This is a genomic window from Methanofollis aquaemaris (assembly GCF_017357525.1).
Lineage (GTDB): Archaea > Halobacteriota > Methanomicrobia > Methanomicrobiales > Methanofollaceae > Methanofollis > Methanofollis aquaemaris.
Map to the genome: position 1 here is coordinate 371,437 of NZ_CP036172.1, position 13,303 is coordinate 384,739.

At 56.9% G+C, this 13,303-nt stretch carries 14 protein-coding genes and 2 tRNA genes; 6 read left to right on the plus strand and 10 right to left on the minus strand.

Annotation, left to right across the window (positions count from 1 at the left end; genetic code table 11):
• From flaJ to RJ40_RS01695, 8 genes are all read right to left on the minus strand, one after another.
• Positions 1 to 1,602, minus strand: coding sequence for an archaellar assembly protein FlaJ (gene flaJ, locus RJ40_RS01660; RefSeq protein WP_265581614.1), 1,602 nt, complete (start codon positions 1,600 to 1,602; stop codon positions 1 to 3).
• Positions 1,603 to 1,605: 3 nt separating this feature from the next.
• The gene (locus RJ40_RS01665) at positions 1,606 to 3,471 is read right to left on the minus strand and encodes a type II/IV secretion system ATPase subunit (RefSeq protein ID WP_265581615.1); all 1,866 of its coding nucleotides are present in this window, start codon (positions 3,469 to 3,471) and stop codon (positions 1,606 to 1,608) included.
• A gap of 1 nt (position 3,472) precedes the next feature.
• On the minus strand, positions 3,473 to 4,219 hold the full coding sequence (locus tag RJ40_RS01670) for an ATPase domain-containing protein (RefSeq protein WP_265581616.1): 747 nt from the start codon (positions 4,217 to 4,219) through the stop codon (positions 3,473 to 3,475).
• Between the two features lie 4 nt (positions 4,220 to 4,223).
• Positions 4,224 to 4,706 (minus strand): hypothetical protein, encoded by a 483-nt coding sequence (locus RJ40_RS01675; protein WP_265581617.1) that lies wholly within the window; start codon positions 4,704 to 4,706, stop codon positions 4,224 to 4,226.
• Positions 4,707 to 4,708: 2 nt separating this feature from the next.
• Entirely contained in the window at positions 4,709 to 5,194 is a 486-nt protein-coding gene (locus RJ40_RS01680) for a flagellin (protein ID WP_265581618.1), read from the minus strand.
• A gap of 14 nt (positions 5,195 to 5,208) precedes the next feature.
• On the minus strand, positions 5,209 to 5,994 hold the full coding sequence (locus RJ40_RS01685) for a hypothetical protein (protein WP_265581619.1): 786 nt from the start codon (positions 5,992 to 5,994) through the stop codon (positions 5,209 to 5,211).
• A gap of 66 nt (positions 5,995 to 6,060) precedes the next feature.
• Complete coding sequence (locus tag RJ40_RS01690) at positions 6,061 to 6,666, minus strand: archaellin/type IV pilin N-terminal domain-containing protein (RefSeq protein ID WP_265581620.1); 606 nt, start codon at positions 6,664 to 6,666, stop codon at positions 6,061 to 6,063.
• A gap of 12 nt (positions 6,667 to 6,678) precedes the next feature.
• Positions 6,679 to 7,233 (minus strand): flagellin, encoded by a 555-nt coding sequence (locus tag RJ40_RS01695; RefSeq protein WP_265581621.1) that lies wholly within the window; start codon positions 7,231 to 7,233, stop codon positions 6,679 to 6,681.
• Between the two features lie 201 nt (positions 7,234 to 7,434).
• Here RJ40_RS01695 and RJ40_RS01700 point away from each other — a divergent pair, with 201 nt between their 5' ends.
• The 3 genes from RJ40_RS01700 to RJ40_RS01710 all read left to right on the plus strand — a co-directional run bounded on the left by RJ40_RS01700 (position 7,435) and on the right by RJ40_RS01710 (position 9,079).
• Positions 7,435 to 8,097, plus strand: coding sequence for a hypothetical protein (locus RJ40_RS01700; RefSeq protein WP_265581622.1), 663 nt, complete (start codon positions 7,435 to 7,437; stop codon positions 8,095 to 8,097).
• 63 nt (positions 8,098 to 8,160) lie between these two features.
• Positions 8,161 to 8,874, plus strand: a complete 714-nt coding sequence (locus RJ40_RS01705) for a sugar phosphate isomerase/epimerase family protein (protein ID WP_265581623.1) — start codon at positions 8,161 to 8,163, stop codon at positions 8,872 to 8,874.
• A 133-nt stretch (positions 8,875 to 9,007) separates the two neighbouring features.
• Positions 9,008 to 9,079: transfer RNA gene (locus tag RJ40_RS01710), tRNA-Thr, on the plus strand.
• Positions 9,080 to 9,554: 475 nt separating this feature from the next.
• Here RJ40_RS01710 and RJ40_RS01715 read toward each other — a convergent pair.
• A complete protein-coding gene (locus RJ40_RS01715) occupies positions 9,555 to 9,791 on the minus strand; it encodes a hypothetical protein (RefSeq protein WP_265581624.1) in 237 nt (78 codons plus the stop codon).
• Positions 9,792 to 9,929: 138 nt separating this feature from the next.
• On the opposite strand from RJ40_RS01715, the gene RJ40_RS01720 reads away from it, so the two are divergent.
• On the plus strand, positions 9,930 to 10,880 hold the full coding sequence (locus RJ40_RS01720; protein ID WP_265581626.1) for a radical SAM protein: 951 nt from the start codon (positions 9,930 to 9,932) through the stop codon (positions 10,878 to 10,880).
• On the opposite strand, the gene RJ40_RS01725 is transcribed toward RJ40_RS01720, so the two are convergent.
• A complete protein-coding gene (locus RJ40_RS01725) occupies positions 10,867 to 11,898 on the minus strand; it encodes a mechanosensitive ion channel family protein (RefSeq protein WP_265581627.1) in 1,032 nt (343 codons plus the stop codon). The genes RJ40_RS01720 and RJ40_RS01725 overlap by 14 nt on opposite strands.
• 45 nt (positions 11,899 to 11,943) lie before the next feature.
• On the opposite strand from RJ40_RS01725, the gene hypD reads away from it, so the two are divergent.
• Together hypD and RJ40_RS01735 are read left to right on the plus strand one after the other, a co-directional pair.
• On the plus strand, positions 11,944 to 12,975 hold the full coding sequence (gene hypD, locus RJ40_RS01730; RefSeq protein WP_265581628.1) for a hydrogenase formation protein HypD: 1,032 nt from the start codon (positions 11,944 to 11,946) through the stop codon (positions 12,973 to 12,975).
• A gap of 46 nt (positions 12,976 to 13,021) precedes the next feature.
• Positions 13,022 to 13,093: transfer RNA gene (locus RJ40_RS01735), tRNA-Arg, on the plus strand.
• Positions 13,094 to 13,303: the final 210 nt, after the last annotated feature.

Consider the following 13,303-nt stretch of genomic DNA (forward strand, 5'->3'; position numbering starts at 1 on the left):
TTAAACCGCTCCAAACTGGGGAATCTGGAAGAAGAATTCGATAATCGGCGGTACGATGAGGATAAGCATCCCGGTGATGGCGAAGAGGAGCGCCGAGAGGAAATAAACCATGTACCGGTCCCCCCCTACGACAACCTTGCCTGCGATGATGTTGGACATGGTGATCATCAGGAGGATGATCATCACGAAAGGAACCATCTTGTCCTCAGGGAAGTTGACAAACATGGTCATCGAGCCCATCATCGATCCGGCGATCGAATCCGACGAGGTGAGAGCCGCCTGGTTCTCGCCCAGCGATGCCATCACGTTGGTGACGGCCTTCGACATCGTGTGGAGGATCTCATAGAGGGTCAGGAAGATCCCGACCATGGCGATGTGCATGGGGACCAGGAGGACAATAAACCCGGTCGCCACCATATCGCGCTTCCGGCGCAGGAGCACCTGCGAGAGCATGGACGATCCCACGATCTTACCGATGACTCCCGGCGCTCCGCCGAGTGCGACCGAGTCCCGGAAGATGTTCATATACTTTGCAATGAGGTTTGTCCCGCAGTCGCCGATGAACCGCTCCCAGGTCAGCGCCTCTTCAAGCCCCAGGTTCAACTTGGTATAGGCCGAGTTGATGAGAGGTTCGAGGGCGACGAGAGACTTGCGGTCGACCTCCCGGATCGCCTCGACCATGGTGGTGCCCTTCCCTTCCATGATCGATCCCACACCCCGGATAAATGCCGGGAAATCCTCGTCCCTGAGCACCACATTGTGGTTGTCGATGTACCCGATGATCCCGAGGGGGGCAAGCAGGAGACCGATCATCAGGTAGACCATTCCGGTGTTCACTCCTGCCAGAAGAAGGAGGAGAACACCGACCGCGGTGATCCCGAGGATCGGTTTCTGCAGCCTGTCGATCATCGCTTGTTCACGCGAACACCAGTGGTTCATCGAACGGTCGATGGTCTTCTCGTCGACCGGGACGGCGCGATACATCAGGGTGACGCCGAACCCGGAGGTGAGCAGGACCATGGCATAGGCCATGTTGAGTGCGGAATCGATCCCGCTCGGTGCATAGATCGCGACCGAGATCATGAGGATGATCGCAATGAGCATCGAGGAGAAGAGGAGGGCGATATAGGCGTCGCCCCACTTTTTCAGCATCTCAAAGCCCTGTTCGAAGGTGTTGCGGTAGACATTGCGGGCGGTGCCCAATTCCATCTCCAGGAAGTCGCCGTCAGGCACCCCTGACTCGATGGAGTTGGCGTACCGGTTGAACATGCTCCTGAGCATGTCGTTGTGGACCCGGTCGGCCACCATCCTGAGCCCCTCGGCATACCCGTAGTTCCAGCGTTTGACAAAGAAGACAACCTTCTGGATGTACTTTGTCGAGATGTACTCGTACCGGTTTGCGGTGTACTCGAAGAGTTCGGGCCTGGAGACGTCTGCCGTCATCGCCGAAGCCATGTATGTCGTCATGAAGACCAGGTCCCCTTCCATCTTCTTGTTCTCGGAGATCTCGGCGACCTTTGTCTTCACCGCCTTGAACTCTCCTTCGAAGGGGACTGTCCCGCCGTTCTTCTCGGCGAGTTTGCTCTTCACCGACTCAAACATCTCTCAGACCTCGATATCAAGGAGACCCTGTTTCTTGATCTTCGAGATCATGTGGAAGAGATCCCAGAACCTGATATACCCGGCATCGTTGAGCCTCTGCAGGATCTTCGCCCGTTTCTCGACCTCAAAGTAGATCTCGTTTCTCTTGCTTTCCGGGATGCCGAGCAGGGTCGCGATCTTGTTCTCAAGCAGATAACTGCTCCCCCGCCCGGAAAAGACATGCTCGTCGGTGACCGGGTCCCAGTGGAACATCTCGACAAAGGAGAAGCCCTGGGACTGGGGATCATAGCCGACAAGTTCGTTGATGCTGAGGATCCTTCGTACGGTCCCGCCGCCCGGTCTGCGGACCGCACTCTGGATGAGGACGATGTTGAGGTTGTCCACATGGGTTTTCGGGATATTGATCGGGTCACCGCAGAGACGCTGGATCAATTTTTCCACCGACGCGGCGTGGAAGGTGCTCATGACCGGGTGGCCGGTCTGCATGGCCGAGAAGGCGACGCTCCCTTCGATACCACGGATTTCACCCACCAGGATCTGGTTGGGACGCTGACGGAGGGCGGCTTTCAGCAGGTCGAACATCGTCACGTCCGAGCCCTCGCCCTCGCCCTTACCCTTCCCCTTCGCGACCTCGCGCGTCCAGTTCCGGTGCGGCACGGTCAGTTCGGGGGTATCCTCGATGGTCACGATCTTGTTCTCAGGCGGGAGAAAGGTGGTGATGGCGTTGAGGGTGGTCGTCTTCCCACTCGCCGTCTCCCCGCTCACGAAGAGGGACATCCCGAACTCAAGGCAGATCCAGAGGTACGCCGCGATCGTGAAGTCGCAGGTCTTGGAACTGATGAGGTGGAGGATGGAGAGCGGTTCTTCATTCACTCTCCTGATCGTGAAGTTGCTCCCGTGCCGACTGATGTCGCTGCCGTACACGATGTTGATACGCGACCCGTCAGGGAGGGTGGCGTCCACCACCGGGTTGCGGTAGGTGATCGGTTTCTTGATCCGCTCGGCCATCTTGATGACAAAATGGTCGAGGGGGCCGGATTCCGTGAACCCGATCACCGACTTGAGCCCCTTGAAGACCTTGTGCTCGATGAAGATCGGGCCGACGCCGTCGCAGGAGATATCCTCGATATAGGGGTCGGAGAGGAAGGGCTTGAGGATGCCCATCTCGATCTTGTCCCTGACCATCATGTACTCGAGCGCCCGGTGTTCCTGGGGGGTGACCACGATCCGCCCGTCAGGGAGTCTGGTGACCCCTGTGTCCACCTCGCTGGTGTCAAGTTTCTTCTTTGCCGAGAAGTCGGTGTTGAGGAACTTGACAACTTTGTCCTTGACCGAGGTCTTCTGGATGCCTTTGAGGAGGTCGGAACTGATCTCCTCGCCCGACTCTTTGATGTACACGATCTCATGGATCAGTTTCTTCAGGACCACCGTCCGCTCCTCGTTGGTGATCGGGTCTTTATCCAGGGCATCCAGGAGGTCGATGAGCCTGGCCTCGACTGCCGGCATCAGATAGTTGACACTGTGGAGGAAGGAGGGCTCGATCGGGATATAGTAGTTCCTGACATCTTCGGGGTCCTGAAGGATGTGAATGAATGTGTCACCGTCAGCCGGGTAGATGAGGTTGAGGTTCTCAATGTTTCTGGCGTCCCGCCCGAGTTCAGAGAAGAAGAGCGGGATCCCATACTGGTTCACCGGGAAGATGTTGAGGTACTCGAGAAGGTGAGGGCTCTGCTTCACGTACTCTCTCGCATTGGAGGGGAGCATCCGGTACAGGGCAGAGGACTCGGGGTCTGCATAGCAACCGCTCAGATCCTCGTTTGCCTCTGTTTTGAATGGGAGTTTTGCTGAAACAAAGAGTGGTGCGCCCATATCAGACCTTCGCGTAGGTCATCGGAATAATCTTCATGCCATAACCTGGGTGGACCTCGAAACTGATGATGTTCCCGGTGGTCCTCTGTGCCCCGCGTACCTTTACGACCTCAAGCATCATGACGTACTTGTCGCCGACAAGTGCCTTCTTCATGAAGAGGTGGGCGTCGCAGATCGATCTGATACGCACCAGGGTGTCGGCCTCGAAGGCGTAGGTGTGCAGGGTGATCAGGATCGTCTTGCCGTGGTCGACGAGGTTTTTGCAGTTCGTGAAGAAGGTGAGGATCATGTCGGTGGAGGCGTATTCCGTGAAAAGCGTGAGTGAATCGATGACCGCCACCTCGGCCTTGCTCTGATGGATCTGCGCGATGATGGCCTGGAGGATGCCCTGCATGTCCTCTTTCTTCCACTCAAACCCGACGGTATGCAGGGGATAGGTTCGCAGATATCCCCAGGCAAAGTAGTCGGAGATGTCCAGGCTCATTGACTCCATCTGGCTGATGAAACTCTTGGTGGTGTTCTCGGTGGTGAAGAGGTCGACGTTGAGTCCCTGCTTCATCGCTCCCCAGATGATCTGCTGGGTGAGCACGCTCTTGCCGGTGTCGTTCTCCCCTTCGATGAGGGTGAGCGACTCGAGGGGCAGGCCGTCGGCAATCTTCTTGTCCAGTTCCGTGTTTCCTGTGGAGAGGATCTTCTTGTCCGCCCCGCCAAGGAGGTCGCCAAGGGAGTTGTCTGATTGTTCCGCCATGGTATCACCTGAGATATGCAGAGTCTGAGACGCCGTTCGACGTCGTTACCTGGGCCCAGTCGGGCTGGGCGCCTTCGTAATGGATCGACATATTGATCCTTTCATCTGGATCGAGTTCATGGGGATGGATGGCATCGGGCTGGATCGAGACCCACGACCAGGTGCCGGCACCGCCTGCGGTGTTATAGGGATAATAGATCGGGGTTGTTTTCTCAGTGGCGGTGAAGACCACCATCTGGTCGAACTTCAGGATCGGTTCGTTGCCGGTGTTCTCCACCAGGAGATAGAAGGTCGAGGCGCTGGTGTCTACAGAGTGATCGATGATTGTAATCGACGTATGGAGACGGGACTCCTGTACCTGGACCAGGTCTTTGTGGGCGGCGGCGACCACCTCTGCGGTGACAAGGGTGCCGCCGATGATCGTGTAGGCGACGACAATGATGAGGACAATCGATATTGCCGATGCAACCAGTGACCCCGCTCCCATGCTCATGCACCTGCCGTGAACTCTGTCGACCTCACCGTCCCGCCGGGCAGCACGATCTGGAAATAGACGACATCTCCGGACACTGTAGGAAGAAGGTTGCAATCATCGATGTCAATCAGGATCGTCTCACCTGGCAGCCAGTATTTTGAGTCTCCATCAAGGACATCATAGGTCCAGCCTGAAGAATAAGAGATCCGGTTGAATTCGCCGGGTTTGCCGATGAAGATGTCAGATGAAGACAGTTCATTTACTGCAATCCGGGTTGAACCGAGATTTTTAATCCAGATATCCGCACTCTTGTTCGAGGCTGAGACATAGGCATTGATGATCTTGATATCTGTCCGGGCCTGCTGATCCACGGCATGAGAAGTAGATCCTGCAGTGTCAGAAATAGTATAAATTATGGGGAAAATTGCATTAACGAGCACTCCGGCTGCTATTACAGCACCGATTAGCAATATAGCAGTCGTAATGGTTTCGCTCGACATCCATCATATCCTGTTCAAATCCTTTCCAGCGATTTGATCCAGTCATCGCTGGTGTCTTTCTCGATCTCTTCCTGCTTTTCGCCTTCGACTTTTGTGGACTTGTTGTCCATCAGCACCTGGATCATGTCCCGGTCGAGGGAGATGTCGTTGGGGTCAAGGATGCGGTTGAGGACATAGAGTTCTGAGACAAATTCTTCTGCTTTGATCTCGTCGGCCTCGCCGAGGGAGGGGGGCATGAGCCTGGCGATCTCTTTGACCTGCGCGATCTCGTCGCGTTCCAGGTAGCCCATGGAGGAGTACGAGTCGAGCATGATCTCAAGTCGGTCAAGGCCGTATTTCTTGACAGCCTTGCCGGTCCACTCAAAGAGCCGGTGGACTTTCTGGAGGCGGATTTTGCTCTGTTTTGGGTGTTCGGAGGACTGATGCTGGTTTGCGGCGAGCTGCGCCTGAAGGGCGGCAAGCATCTCGCTGTCGGCCTGAAGACCTGCGAGGTCAGATCCGAGATCAGGTTTTTTCTGTTTTTTCGGTCTGGTCTTGACCTCTTCCTCTTCTTCCTCTATTTCTTCTTCCTCTTCTTCGGCGTCCGCCGTGTCTATGGGGGGCGCCTGGGCAAAGCCGCTTGCAGCAAAGACGAAGGGGTTCTCCATCTCGTTCATCCGCTCCCTGATGTCGATGAGGAGCTTCTTGATCGATGACTTGACGAGGTCAACCTCACGCTCAAGGTTTGCGAGTTTGACCTCAGGATCGTCTGCCGACGCGGCGCCGAGAATTTGATCAACCTGTGCCTGGTTCACCGTCATTCCACATCACCATTCCCTTTTTCAGAGTTCGACCTCAAAAAAAAGGGGGTTAGTAGATTCAAATCCTCACTCGAAGAGGAGGGTAACGTTGTCGACCTGTGTCGGCACGTACTTCTTCAGCTGGAGGGTCGCACCGACCGCAGGCTTGAGTTCAATGCCGAACTGATCGCCGGAGACTGCAGTTGCATCTGCCGGAATCGAGACGTTAATGAGGAACTGTTCGCCCCTCTGCACGAGGGTGTCGTCGTTCCCGTTCAGGATCTGCTCGACAGACCAGTTGCCTGCACCAGGGACACCAGGGGTAATCTTACCGGTCTTTCTGTCCACAGAGGAACTCCGGTTGACAATGTACTGGCCGCCCTTATCGGTATAGGTCATCAGGACGTCTCCGACATCATAGGCGCTACCGCCGGCAGTCGTCGAGATGGTAAAGAGGACGTTCGTCAGATTATCATGGGACGATCCGCCGAGGCCGACGACATTGCCGACGATCTCGACGCTCGAACTGGCCTGTGCCATACTGCTGTGGACGACTTCCTGGCTCTTCTGGGAGGTGAAGAAACCAGCGCCGAGCATCACATACGAGAAGACCGCTGCGACCACAACAAATGCGATGAGCACGATTGCAGCCTCAAGGCCGGTAAATGCTTCTTCCTGCTTGAAAGATCTCATTTCTGTCTCACCTCAGTACACTTCGTAGAATCTCTTATCTTCAATCCGCGTGGGGGCGGTCCGTGCGAGGGACAGTGCGGCACCGACCGACGGCTTCACGTCGATGGTGAAGACCTGCTTCGGGCTGACAGAAACATCATTCAGGGGCACATCAACTTTCACCAGTTCGCCGGCCTCAAGGAGGCTGTCGGAGTCGGTATCGTTGTTGTACCAGGTGTATCCTACCTGCGTACTGTTCAGCAACGCGAAGGCGTTGTCCGTGGTCACCGCATATGCAGTCCTGCTGAGGTCGACGGGCGTACCGCCAGAGGTCAGCTGGAGATAAAAGGTCGCATTGGCCAGTTTGTCGCTGGCGCCACCTATCACGACGACGCTGCCCGCCAGATCGACCGACGAACTCGTCTGAGAAGTCGCCGTGTGGACGACTTCCTGGCTCTTCTGGGAGGTGAAGAAACCAGCGCCGAGCATCATGTACGAGAACACAGCGGCCACGACGACGAAGGCGATCAGGACGATCGCAGCCTCGAGACCGGTGAATGCCTCATCATTCTTTCCGAATTTTCTCATAACTTCACCCTAGATTTTCAGTGAACGCTGGACCCGTCCAACATTCCTACCAAGTAACTCTACATCCGAATATATATAGATTCGCATTTTTATGCCGGCACGTTCAATTCTTTTATCGGGAATACCATCCCAATCAATTCTCAATTCAAAGATAGAAGAATTTTTATGCACCCTGAAATCATATAGATCGAGAGCAAACAGATGGAGAAAGAAGACGTAATCAGCCTGGTGGCTGGAATCGCCATTGTGATCATCGTCGCTTTTGTCGTAAAGCCCATGGTTCAGGGAGAGACGCCGGGCCAGGCCATACCAAGCGCAGAAGGACAGGCAGGAGTCGGCGCTGTCCTGACGCCAACCATTCCCGCGCCCCCGCTCCAGACACCCACACCCGTGCCGACCTGGGACGGGAAGACAAAGGAAGTCGGTTTCGTCGACCCCGCGTCGTACAACATCAACCTATCAAATGACGGGATCGGCAGGGGCGTCAAGATCCCCCCCGTGATCCCGACAAAGTATCACATGGTCGCGTACGCCAGGATCCAGGGGAAGGGTAGTGGTACGACCGAGATCATTCGCATCCCGTTCCCGTACTGGGAACTCTGGTATGATGCCGACCCATACAGCACCGACTTCTGCTTCTTCAATGTCCAGGTGATGGACGCGGACGACCCCAACCGGTTCGTGCGGATCCTCTCCCACCCGTACACCGACTTCAAGAGCAACGATGACAAGAAGAGCGGATGGACAGAACAGTTCTATGAGGGCAACGGCGATTACTGGTTTGTGATCAACACCCAGATGATCCGATCCTATGACCTCAGGGTCATGGTGCCCGAACAGTACGCGCACCCCGAGAACTCGTAAGGCCGGCAGACCGGGAAAACCGGCCGGCACACTCTTTTATTATCCAGTGTTTCATTCTCTCCTATGTACGGGATCTCCACCTATGCCCTCCATACCCTCCCACTCGCCGAGGCGCTGGACCGGATCGCGGCCCTGACCGGATATGTCGAGGTGATGGACGACGGGCTTCACTTCCTTGAGAATGCAGAGCCGCTCCTCTCCTATGACCTCCGTTACACCATCCATGCGCCGTCCAGGAGCGTCAACATCGCCAGCACCCTTGAACCGATCCGGCGGGCAAGCGTCGAGGTGATCACCGACTGTTTCTCCATTGCGGCGGAGGTGGGTGCCGACGTGGTTATCCATCCGGGGTACTTCGCATGGGAGGCCGACAAAGAGGAGGCGCGCCGGCAGTTCGGACGGTCGCTGGACGAACTCTCGGGGGCGGCCATGGAACGATCGATCAACTATGCGGTGGAGAACATGGCATGGGAGTTCTTCCTCCTCCAGACTCCCGACGAACTCCCCCTGCCCGGAGATGTGGGACTTGTCCTCGATGTGGGCCATGCCAACATCAGGAGATGTCTTCCCGCATTCCTCGACCACCCGATCTCCCACTTCCATCTTCATGACAATGACGGGAGTGCCGACACCCACTCGCCGGTGGGTACCGGGACCGTCGATTTTGCCGCGGTGATGAAAGCGGTCAGGAGGAGCGGCGTTGACCCGGTGATCGAAGTGAAAGAGATCGAAGGCGCGATTGAGAGCATTGAGAAACTTGAAGGGATTTACGGATAGATTCCAACGTAATATACACAATATATTATTCTTTTTCTGATCTGGAACAATCAACACAATTTTATAGGAGATTCGCTCACCTATGTAATGCATCTGTGCTCTGGTGGCCCGACCACTGGCAGGATGAACAGGTGCCTCGGTGGCATAGCGGTATCGCGCTTCCTTGGTAAGGAAGAGGTCGCGGGTTCGATTCCCGCCCGAGGCTCTATTCGTTTTTGTTCGGTTCTTTTCAGTGTTTCTCTGCAGCATTCGCTTCTTCCATGCGATCGCTTCTTTCCATCCATGCTTGAAGAGAAAGGGCGGCGCCTCGGCGATTGACCGCGGCGCGCATACGGGACGGGCGATCCGGACGGCGACCCGTCTGATCGACGTGCCTTCCCACACCATACGCACCGGGGGCGCTGTCCCCGGACCTCCGTGCGATAGGAGGGGAAGGCGGGCGGGGAATCGTTCTGAGAGGTTCCCGTCCTCTGCCGATCCGTCACGGAGGGGCAAGAGCGTGAGCGGCCCCTCATGGTCACTCCAGAAGAGAAATTCACCAGAACCGTCAGATCGTTATTTTTCGTGAACTACTGGATCCAATAGTCTCCCCTCATCTCATGTCGACGCCTTTCTCGCTGGAGAAAAAAAACCGGGCAGTCAGTATCTCTTGCTGGCCATCCCCCCTGCCATCATGACGGTCAATACTCCTCCAGGAACCACTTTGCATCCAGGCCCTTGATCTCTTTCACGGTCGTTTCGGGCTTCCACACCACCCGCACCGCAATGTCTCTGTTCATGTCGATGAGCAGATACAGTTCCAGCGCGGTGAACGCAGGCACCGTATAGGCTGTCAACGCCAGGCCCTCGATGTCGGCCAGAAATTCATCAAAACGCTCCTTTCTGATGATATATGTGCTGTCAAAACTGTTATTCATCAGGACCACGTCCCCGATCATGCGGGGAGGGGCGTCCTCGTTTTTATATCTTCGTGCCCGTGCTCGCGGGGACGACCATCGGGTATGCCGGGACAGAACGCTTTTTCATCGAACAGAACCAGATCCACACGGCAGACTATGACCTATCATCATCTCTTCGGCCCGGTCCCGTCCAGACGTCTCGGGGTCTCGCTCGGGGTCGACCTCATTCCCTTCAAGACCTGCTCATACAACTGCGTCTACTGCGAGTGCGGCCCGACGACCCGCCTCACCGTCGAGCGAAAAGAATATGTCCCGACCGCCGAGGTGATCAGCGAACTGCGCACATACCTTGCCACCTCGCCCGCCCTCGACTACCTCACCCTCGCGGGGTCGGGAGAACCCACCCTCCACACCGGGATCGGCGAGGTGATCGCGATGATCAAGGACGAGTTCCCTGCGTATCGCGTGGCTGTCCTCACCAACGGCAGCCTCCTCTCCGACCCCGAGGTGCGCCGCGCCCTCCTCAGGGCCGACCTTGTCGTCCCGACTCTTGTCGCCGTCTCCGAGGAGGCCTTCAGGAAGATCCACCGGGCGCACCCCTCGATCACCCCTGCCGCGGTGATCGACGGGATCGAGCAGTTCAGGGAGGAGTACGCGGGCGCCCTCTGGCTCGAAGTCTTCATCGTCCCCGGCGTCAACGACGGCGACGAGGAGGTCGCCGGGATCGCCGGGGCCGTCGAGAAAATCAGGCCCGACAAAGTCCAGCTGAACACCCTCGACCGACCGGGCGCCGCCGTCTGGATCAGACCTGCAGAGAAGAAACGGCTCAGGGAGATCGCATCGGCCATCACCGCCGCACCCGTCGAGATCATCGACGACCTCCCCTCGCGCGATACCGTAGGGTCGTTCCATCCGGAGACCTCCGAGTTCATCCTCTCCATGGTCAGGAGACGGCCGTGCACCCTCGACGACCTGGCCAGGATCACCGGCCTGCACAGAAACGAGGTCGGAAAATATCTCCAATACCTGCTTGAAGAAGAGTTGATCGAAGAGAAAACCGAGGAGAGAGGGACGTTTTTCCGCCCCAAAAAATTCAGTCCTTCCTGAGATGCACGTCCATCTGCGGGAACGGGATCTCGATCCCCTCTTCCCCGAACCGCTCGTCGATCCTGGTGTTGATGAAGTCCTGCACCTCCCAACTCATGTTGAAGGCCTTTGCCCAGACGATCAGCACAAAGTTCAGACTTGAGTCTGCAAACTCCAGGAAGTAGACGCTCGGCGCGGGGTACCTGAGCACCGCTGCCGAGCGCTCCACGGCCTCGTCGGCGATCTCAAGGAGGATCTCCTTGACCCTTTTAACGTCGGTGCCGTACGCCACCGAGACCGGGATCTTGATCTTGAGCCGCGTCTCGGGGAGGGCGTAGTTGGTGATGACTGAGTTTGCGACCATGGAGTTGGGGATGGTCACGAGTTGGTAGTCCAGGGTCTGGATGCGGGTGCTCCGCGGCCCGATGCTGACCACGTCGCCGAGGTACCCGTCGATCTTGATCCTGTCCCGCACCTGGAAGGGCTTGTCCATCACGATGAGCGCGCCGCCGAAGAAGTTGGAGAGGATATCTTGCGCCGCCATGGCAACGGCGACACCGGCGATCCCGGCACCCGCGAGGAGCGGCGTGATGTCGATCTGCAGGGTGCTGAGGATGAGAAGGAAGGCGATGAACCAGATGACATACTTCACCACCACCTCGAGCACCTCGATGATCCGGTCGTCGACCTCGCTCTCAGTCCGTGCCGACATCCACCCGCCATAGAGGTGGATGAAGTTGTACGAGAAACTCGAGGCCACCCAGGCGCCGATGATAATATAGAAGGCGTTGAGATACTCGGATGCCAGGATATAGTCATAGCGCGCCGGGATGAGGTCAGAGTAAAGGACCGAGAAATAGATGCTGACGACAAAAACCGTGATGACAAGAGGTTTTCCCATCGCCGCGACCAGGAGATCGTCGATCTTTGACTCCGTCCGCTCGGCACGCTTCAGCAGCAGGCGATAGACCCAGTAGATGATTACCGATCCAATCAGCCCGGTAAAAAGGAGAAGAATGGCGTACAGGGCGTTTCCCATGGGTACACTTATGCTCTGGAATGCATATTAAACTATGAGGATTCCATGGCAACAGGAGACGAACTGAAGGCCGCGCTCCATGACCTGGTGGACCGCGACTACACTTTCATGCATATCTGCGGCACGCACGAGGCGGCCATTGCACGGACCGGGCTGCGCAGCGTCCTCCCCGAGGGCTTGAAGATTGTGATGGGGCCGGGTTGCCCGGTCTGCATCACCCCGCAGGGCGAGATCGACGCCGCCCTGAAGTTTGTGGAGAAAGGGTGCATCGTCGCCACCTACGGCGACCTCCTCCGGGTGCCGGGCACAAAAGGCTCCCTTGAGTCGAGCGGCGGGGACGTGCGCGTGGTCCAGGGCATTCACAAGGCCGTAGAGATCGCGGAGAAGACCCCTGATAAAGAGGTCGTCTTCATCTCGGTCGGGTTCGAGACGACGGCGCCGACGGTGGCGGCGACCATCCTTGCCCGCCCGCCTGAGAATTTCTCCATCCTCTCCTGCCACCGTCTCGTCCCGCCGGCGATGCAGTGGCTGCTCGAACAGGGCGAGGCCTCGCTGGACGGATTTCTCCTCCCCGGCCATGTCTGCGTCGTCACCGGCTACGAGGAGTACGAGCAGTTCCCGGTTCCCCAGGTCGTCGCCGGGTTCGAGGCCGAAGATATCCTGCTTGGCCTCCTGATGCTGGTGAAGCAGGTGAAGGAGGGGCGTCACGAGGTCGAGAACGCCTATCCGCGCGCGGTCTGCCGCGAAGGCAACAGAAAGGCGATGGACCTGATGTACGAAGTCTTCGAACCGGTCGACGTGGAGTGGCGCGGCTTCCCGGTGATCCCGAAGTCAGGGCTGAAGCTCAGGCCCGAGTTCAGGCAGTACGACGCCCTGGAGAAGTTCGGGATCGAGATCAAACATGTGGAAAAACACTCGGGATGCATCTGCGACCAGGTGCTGCGCGGGGTGGCGCAACCCACCGACTGCAAACTCTTCGGAAAGGTCTGCACGCCGAGGACGCCGGTCGGCCCGTGTATGGTCAGCCACGAGGGTGCCTGCAAGATCTGGAACCTCTATCATGTCCGCCACCTCTGAGTGGCCCACCCCTTTTTATATTTGGCGAGTCAACTAGTATGAGCAGGCCCCGGTAGGGTAGTGGATATCCTGAGAGCCTCCGGAGCTTTCGACCTGGGTTCGAATCCCAGCCGGGGCGTCTGTGTTTTTCTGTTCCGTTCATTTTAAGATCTGATCTCTTCATTATGCGACCTTAATGCCTTTGATCGATCTTCAGGAGACATGAGACCAGAATCTCAGGTCCGGAATATTAAGCTGACTTTTTGCAATAAGATAATATTCAAAGAAATCTCAAAGCATTTCTATTAAATATCAGCAACCCGCACTGTTATGTTGCTATGTGCGCGCC

Bases quoted from the DNA above. Each gene is read 5' to 3' on its own strand.
- flaJ (WP_265581614.1), bottom strand. From the start codon at position 1,602: ATGTTTGAGTCGGTGAAGAGCAAACTCGCCGAGAAGAACGGCGGGACA.
- RJ40_RS01665 (WP_265581615.1), bottom strand. From the start codon at position 3,471: ATGGGCGCACCACTCTTTGTTTCAGCAAAACTCCCATTCAAAACAGAG.
- RJ40_RS01670 (WP_265581616.1), bottom strand. From the start codon at position 4,219: ATGGCGGAACAATCAGACAACTCCCTTGGCGACCTCCTTGGCGGGGCG.
- RJ40_RS01675 (WP_265581617.1), bottom strand. From the start codon at position 4,706: ATGGGAGCGGGGTCACTGGTTGCATCGGCAATATCGATTGTCCTCATC.
- RJ40_RS01680 (WP_265581618.1), bottom strand. From the start codon at position 5,194: ATGTCGAGCGAAACCATTACGACTGCTATATTGCTAATCGGTGCTGTA.
- RJ40_RS01685 (WP_265581619.1), bottom strand. From the start codon at position 5,994: ATGACGGTGAACCAGGCACAGGTTGATCAAATTCTCGGCGCCGCGTCG.
- RJ40_RS01690 (WP_265581620.1), bottom strand. From the start codon at position 6,666: ATGAGATCTTTCAAGCAGGAAGAAGCATTTACCGGCCTTGAGGCTGCA.
- RJ40_RS01695 (WP_265581621.1), bottom strand. From the start codon at position 7,233: ATGAGAAAATTCGGAAAGAATGATGAGGCATTCACCGGTCTCGAGGCT.
- RJ40_RS01700 (WP_265581622.1), top strand. From the start codon at position 7,435: ATGGAGAAAGAAGACGTAATCAGCCTGGTGGCTGGAATCGCCATTGTG.
- RJ40_RS01705 (WP_265581623.1), top strand. From the start codon at position 8,161: ATGTACGGGATCTCCACCTATGCCCTCCATACCCTCCCACTCGCCGAG.
- RJ40_RS01715 (WP_265581624.1), bottom strand. From the start codon at position 9,791: ATGAATAACAGTTTTGACAGCACATATATCATCAGAAAGGAGCGTTTT.
- RJ40_RS01720 (WP_265581626.1), top strand. From the start codon at position 9,930: ATGACCTATCATCATCTCTTCGGCCCGGTCCCGTCCAGACGTCTCGGG.
- RJ40_RS01725 (WP_265581627.1), bottom strand. From the start codon at position 11,898: ATGGGAAACGCCCTGTACGCCATTCTTCTCCTTTTTACCGGGCTGATT.
- hypD (WP_265581628.1), top strand. From the start codon at position 11,944: ATGGCAACAGGAGACGAACTGAAGGCCGCGCTCCATGACCTGGTGGAC.